We start from the raw sequence: 5,220 nt of genomic DNA, 5'->3' as shown, positions 1-5,220 counted from the left end.
CCGCGAGCTGGTCGTCCTCGTCGTGCTCGCGGCCATCGGGGACACGCCGGCGCAGATCCGCTCGCACACCCTCGGCAACCTCAAGGCCGGCACCAGCCTCGAGACGTGCCTCGCCGCGCTCGTGCACTGCATCCCCTACATCGGCTACCCCGCTGGGATCAACGCGATCCGGCTGGTCAAGGACCTCGATCCGAACGCCGTGGCCGCGGCCCTCGCGCAGGGCCGCGAGGGCTGAGCGCTGCTCAGGCCGCGGCTGGGGCGTCCGGCTCCGGGTCGCGGGCGTAGCGGGAGGCCAGCGCCGAGCACGCCATGAGTTGCGCCTGGTGGAACACCATCAGAGGCAACATGATGAGCCCGATGGGCTGCCCGGCGAACAGGACGGTGGCCATCGGTAGGCCGGTTGCGAGGGACTTCTTGGTGCCGCAGAACTGGATGGCGATGGCGTCCGCGCGGTCGAAGCCGAGCCGGCGGGCGAGCCACCACGTGAACCACAGCATCAGGGCGAGGATGACGAGGCAGACCGCAACGAGCAGCGCGATGTCGGCGATGCTCACGAGGCCCCAGATGCCCTCGCGCACCCCCTCGGAGAACGCCGCATACACGACCATGACAATCGACGCCTGGTCGAACAGCTTGAGCTTGGGGTGTCGCGCGACGAAGTCGGCGGTCCAGGGGCGCGACAACTGGCCGAGAATGAACGGCAAGAGGATCTGCAGCACCAGGTTGACGATCGAGCCCACGCTGACGGACGCCTGCCCGGTCGTGTTCATGAGGGCGATGGCGAGCAGGGGCGTGACGAACACGCCAAGCAGGTTGGACGCGGATGCGCTCACGATGGCGCCGGCCACGTTGCCGCGGGCGATGGACGTGAAGTTGATGGAGCTCTGGACGGTCGACGGACACAAGGTGGTGTAGACGAGGCCGGGCAGCAGTGCGGCGGGCAGGATCGCGTGGGGCAGGAAGCCGAGCAGGAATCCCAGCAGCGGGAACAGCGCGAACGTGCAGGCGAGGATCGTCAGGTGCAGCCGCCAATGCTTGAGGCCGGCGAGGGCCTGGTCGGGGCGCAGCCGGGCGCCGTAGAGGAAGAACAGGCAGAAGATGGCGACCTTCGTGGCCCAGTCGAGGATCTCGGCGCCGATCCCGGACGCCGGCAGCAGCGTGGCGACCACGGCAGCCGTGACGATCGCCATGAGGAAGGGATCGAGGCGGATCCTCGCACGCTGGGCCACGGGCTCACCCTAACGGGCGCTCGGCTAGGGTGCCGCCATGGTGGACGTGCTGGACTGGGCAGACTACGGGGAGGCGTTGGGCGCAGCTGGGTCCGTGCTGCGCGGCAACGCGGCGAGCGCCGGTCTCGCGGCGCGCGTGCCGACGTGCCCCGACTGGACGGTGGCCGACCTCGTGACCCATCAGGGGCTCGTGCACCGCTGGGCCGCGGGACGACTCCGCGGCGAGCCGGACCGGCCCGACGCCGACGTCGAGGCCGAGGCGTCCGGGGCGCCCGACCTGCTCGACTGGTTCGACGAGGGGTTGGTCGACCTCCTGAACGCCCTCGCGAAGGCGCCTGCGGACCTGTCTGGCAACTTCTTCCTCCTGGACGCCCCGCCGCTGCGGTTGGCGTGGGCACGCCGGCAGGCGCACGAGACCACGATGCATGCGGTGGACGCCATGGCCGCGCGGCTGGGCCGCCCACCCATGGCGTCGGAGGTGTGGTTCGACCGCGCGTTCGCCCTCGACGGGCTCGATGAGCTCCTGACCGGCTTCCTGCCTCGACCCAAGTACGCGCTCACCCCGGCCCACCCCGAGCGGGTGCTCGTGGCGCCGGCCGACGCCGAGCGCGCCTGGTTGGTCGAGCTCTCGCAGGCGGGCGCAGTGGCCACCCGCGTTGTGGGCGAGTTCCCGGACGCCGACGTGACGCTCGGCGGCTCGGCACGCGCCCTGTATCTCGGCCTGTGGAACCGCGGTGACGAGATCGTGGCTTCCGATGAGGGGTGGCTGAACGGCTGGCAGGGACGGGTGCGGGTGACGTGGTGAGCCGGTGTTGATCCAGGTGACGCAGGCCGACGACGCGCGACTGTCCGACTACGTGCGGTTGCGGGACGCGTCGCTGCGCCGCTCGCTGGAGGCTGAGCGCGGACTGTTCATCGCGGAGGGGGAGAAGGTCATCCGGCGGGCCGTGGCGGCCGGGCACGCGCCGCGGTCGTTCCTGCTGGCCGAGCGCTGGCTCGAGGGCCTGGCCGACGTGTGGCGGCCGCGGCCCGACGTGCCCGTGTACGTGGTGACCGAGGCGCTCGCCGAGCAGGTGACCGGGTTCCATGTGCACCGCGGCGCGCTCGCCTCGTTGCATCGGGCGCCGCCGGCGTCCATGGGCGACCTGCTGGGTTTGCGGCGGCTCGTCGTGGCCGAGGACATCGTGGATCACACCAACGTGGGCGCCATCATCCGCTGCGCGGCGGGGCTCGGGTGGGACGGCGTCCTGCTGGCCCCACGGGCGGCCGACCCGCTCTACCGGCGGGCCGTCAAGGTCAGCATGGGCACGGTTTTCGCGTTGCCGTGGGCGCGCGTGGACGACTGGGCGGACGCACTCCCTGCGCTGCGGGCGGCAGGCTTCACGGTGGTGGCGCTCGCCCTCACTCCGGACGCCGTTCCGCTCGACGAATTCGTGGCTGCCGGAGTGCCCGGCAAGCTGGCGCTCGTGGTCGGTACCGAGGGCGCCGGTCTCTCGGCGACCTGGATCGGCCAGGCGGATGCGGTGGTGAGTATCCCGATGAACGCCGGAGTCGACTCGCTCAACGTGGCGGCCGCCACCGCCGTGGGATGCTGGGCGCTGCGATGAATTGTCGGTTACCCTCGCGGAGTGAGCCATCGACGCAGCTGGCCGGTGCACCTTCGCCCCCTCCTCACCGGTGACGCCGAACTCCTCGCGGATTGGGGTGCCGACCCCGTGTTCTGCGCCCATGCCGGGTGGAACGCCGACGCCTCGTGGCGCGAGCGGGTCGCGTGGGCTCGCCGGGACCTCCCTGACGACCTGCTGCGCCGGGCGGCGCTGGTGGGTGCGGACGTGGTGGGCTACGTCGACCTGCACGGTGCGGGCGAGCGGCGCGAGCTCGGCTACGTCGTCGGCGGCCGGGACCGCTGGGGCCAGGGTCTCGGCCACGCGGTGGCGTTTGCGGGGCTTGAGTGGGGTTTCGGCTCGCTCGGGTTGGCCGAGATCTGGGCCGAGGCGATCGACGCCAACGTGCCGTCGGTCCGCATCCTCGAACGCCTCGGGATGCGCGAGACGGGCCGCGGCGGCGACGCCACGTTCCTCGGCCGGAACAGCTTCTACCGCGTGTTCACCCTGACGGCGACCGAGTTCGCCCCCTGACCGTGCAGCGCCGCGGCGGTTCGCGCCCAGAGCTCTGGCTCATGGCGCCGAGAGCCCCCGGCGGCACTCAGGAGTCCGCGGTGCGCCTCTTCGGCGAGACCGGCCAGTCGTCGGGGTAGAGGTGCGCGACGGCGTCCACCTGCTCGGCGAGCTTCCGGTAGGCGCGGGCGGACAGGCGGTCGCCGAAGACCGTGCCTTCGAGGTGATCGGTCTCGTGTTGGAGGCAGCGAGCCAGGAGGCCGGTTCCCTCGACGGTGACAGGTTCGCCCCACGGGTCGACGCCGGTGCAGGTGGCCCTGTCGGGACGGGAGAGGCGTTCGTAGCCACCGGGGAACGAGAGGCAGCCCTCGTCGGAGGAATCGAGGTGGCGCTCTTTGCCGGTCGGGGTGGTGACGGTGGGGTTGCAGATGGCGCCGTAGTGGACGACATCGTCGGCGTCCGGGCACAGGTAGACGAACAGGCTGAGGCCGCGGCCCACCTGGGTGGCCGCCAGTCCGACGCCCTGGGCTGCGCGCATGGTGGTGAACATGTCGGCCACGAGGGTGCGCAGGTCGTCGTCGAAGGCCGTGACCGGCTGGGTCTGCTCGTGCATGACCGGCGTGCCCCAGCGCGTGATGGGCAGCACCGTTCCCTCGCCCATCAGGTCCTCGATCGCCATGCCCGACCTCCGTCGTCCCGCTCGGTTCCCGGGCGTTCCTCCCCGGGCCAACCGGTTCATTCTGGCACGCTGTCAGGCATGGGTGAGGCTGACGGACAGCCGGCGCCGGGGTTGGCGTCGGCGATCGAGGCGTGGGCCGACCACCTGCGGCTGGAGCGGAACCTCGCCGACCACACCTGCCGCGCCTACACCGGGGACCTGACGAACCTGGCCGCCTTTCTGGCCGGGCGGGGGGCGTCCGACTGGTCAGTCGTCGACCACCGCGACCTGCGCGCCTGGCTCGCCGACCTGCACCGGCAAGGCGCCGAGCGCACCACCGTGGCGCGGCGGGCAACGGCGTGCCGCATGTTCTTCGCGTGGGCGTCCGAGACGCACCGGACGCCGCACAACCCGGCCATCGCGTTCCGGGCGCCGCGGGCCGCACGCGCGCTGCCTCCGACGCTGGACCGGCGGGCCGCCGCGGGGCTCTTCGCGCACCTGGCGGGGCGGGTCCAAGCCGCCGACGACGCCCACGCGCGCGCCGTCGCGCTCCGGGACGCCGCGATCGTCGAGGTCCTCTACTCCTCGGGGTTGCGTGTGTCGGAGTTGTGCGGTCTCGACCGCAGATCGATCGATCGCGACCGGCGACTCCTGCGTGTGCGTGGCAAGGGCGACAAGGAACGCGCGACGCCGCTGGGCGTGCCGGCGGACCACGCGCTCGCCGCCTGGCTGGCCGTGCGGGAGGAACTCGCCACGGACGCCGCCGGTGACGCCGTGTTCGTCGGGGAGCGGGGAGCGCGGATCGACCCGCGCGTCGCGCGTCGGATCGTCCACGCGGCCCTGGCAGCCGTCCCGGACGCCCCCGATCTCGGCCCCCACGGGCTGCGTCACGCGATGGCGACGCACCTGCTGGAGGGTGGCGCCGACCTGCGGAGTGTCCAGGAGATCCTGGGGCACGCATCCTTGGGCACGACGCAGATCTACACCCACGTCACCAACGAGCGACTGCGGGCCGCCTTCCGCCAGGCCCACCCCCGCGCTTGATCCGCGCGGAGAAGGGGCCGGGACACAGGGGCGGTGGCGTCCTGGCGGCGCCCGATGCCCCATCGCGGATCCCTCACCGCAGGGTGCGAGCGAGCCCTCCTGCGGCAGCAGCCGGATCAGCCCAGCCACGGCTGTGGGTCGACCTGACGGCCGTCGGCCTTGACGCTGAAGT

General features: G+C 72.3%; 7 protein-coding genes. 5 read left to right on the top strand and 2 right to left on the bottom strand.

The features are described 5' to 3' along the window. Positions 1-235: carboxymuconolactone decarboxylase family protein (locus tag Q1K57_RS13820; protein WP_300083598.1), on the top strand; the 235-nt coding region annotated here is incomplete at its 5' end. Between the two features lie 7 nt (positions 236-242). On the opposite strand, the gene Q1K57_RS13815 is transcribed toward Q1K57_RS13820, so the two are convergent. After that, the gene (locus Q1K57_RS13815; protein WP_300083600.1) at positions 243-1,190 is read right to left on the bottom strand and encodes a bile acid:sodium symporter family protein; all 948 of its coding nucleotides are present in this window, start codon (positions 1,188-1,190) and stop codon (positions 243-245) included. 76 nt (positions 1,191-1,266) lie between these two features. Between Q1K57_RS13815 and Q1K57_RS13810 the strand changes: the two genes are divergently transcribed. Genes Q1K57_RS13810 through Q1K57_RS13800 form a run of 3 tightly spaced genes read left to right on the top strand, consistent with a single transcriptional unit; the run spans position 1,267 to position 3,367 of the window. Beyond that, the gene (locus tag Q1K57_RS13810; protein WP_300083597.1) at positions 1,267-2,034 is read left to right on the top strand and encodes a maleylpyruvate isomerase N-terminal domain-containing protein; all 768 of its coding nucleotides are present in this window, start codon (positions 1,267-1,269) and stop codon (positions 2,032-2,034) included. A gap of 4 nt (positions 2,035-2,038) precedes the next feature. Further along, on the top strand, positions 2,039-2,836 hold the full coding sequence (locus Q1K57_RS13805; RefSeq protein ID WP_300083595.1) for an RNA methyltransferase: 798 nt from the start codon (positions 2,039-2,041) through the stop codon (positions 2,834-2,836). A gap of 21 nt (positions 2,837-2,857) precedes the next feature. Then, on the top strand, positions 2,858-3,367 hold the full coding sequence (locus Q1K57_RS13800) for a GNAT family N-acetyltransferase (RefSeq protein WP_300083593.1): 510 nt from the start codon (positions 2,858-2,860) through the stop codon (positions 3,365-3,367). Positions 3,368-3,434: 67 nt separating this feature from the next. Here the strand turns inward: Q1K57_RS13800 and def are convergent, their stop codons facing one another. Beyond that, complete coding sequence (gene def, locus Q1K57_RS13795) at positions 3,435-4,025, bottom strand: peptide deformylase (protein ID WP_300083591.1); 591 nt, start codon at positions 4,023-4,025, stop codon at positions 3,435-3,437. A 78-nt stretch (positions 4,026-4,103) separates the two neighbouring features. On the opposite strand from def, the gene Q1K57_RS13790 reads away from it, so the two are divergent. Beyond that, entirely contained in the window at positions 4,104-5,048 is a 945-nt protein-coding gene (locus Q1K57_RS13790) for a tyrosine recombinase XerC (RefSeq protein ID WP_300083589.1), read from the top strand. The last annotated feature ends 172 nt before the right edge of the window (positions 5,049-5,220 follow it).

The sequence above is a fragment of the Propioniciclava sp. genome (assembly GCF_029977985.1).
GTDB lineage: Bacteria > Actinomycetota > Actinomycetes > Propionibacteriales > Propionibacteriaceae > Propioniciclava.
The sequence above is the reverse complement of the archived record's forward strand: the minus strand, read 5'-3'. Positions and strand labels throughout refer to the sequence as shown.

Excerpts from the sequence above, each read along its gene's own strand:
- def (WP_300083591.1), bottom strand. The coding sequence starts at position 4,025 with ATGGCGATCGAGGACCTGATGGGCGAGGGAACGGTGCTGCCCATCACG.
- Q1K57_RS13815 (WP_300083600.1), bottom strand. The coding sequence starts at position 1,190 with ATGGCGATCGTCACGGCTGCCGTGGTCGCCACGCTGCTGCCGGCGTCC.
- Q1K57_RS13790 (WP_300083589.1), top strand. The coding sequence starts at position 4,104 with ATGGGTGAGGCTGACGGACAGCCGGCGCCGGGGTTGGCGTCGGCGATC.
- Q1K57_RS13810 (WP_300083597.1), top strand. The coding sequence starts at position 1,267 with ATGGTGGACGTGCTGGACTGGGCAGACTACGGGGAGGCGTTGGGCGCA.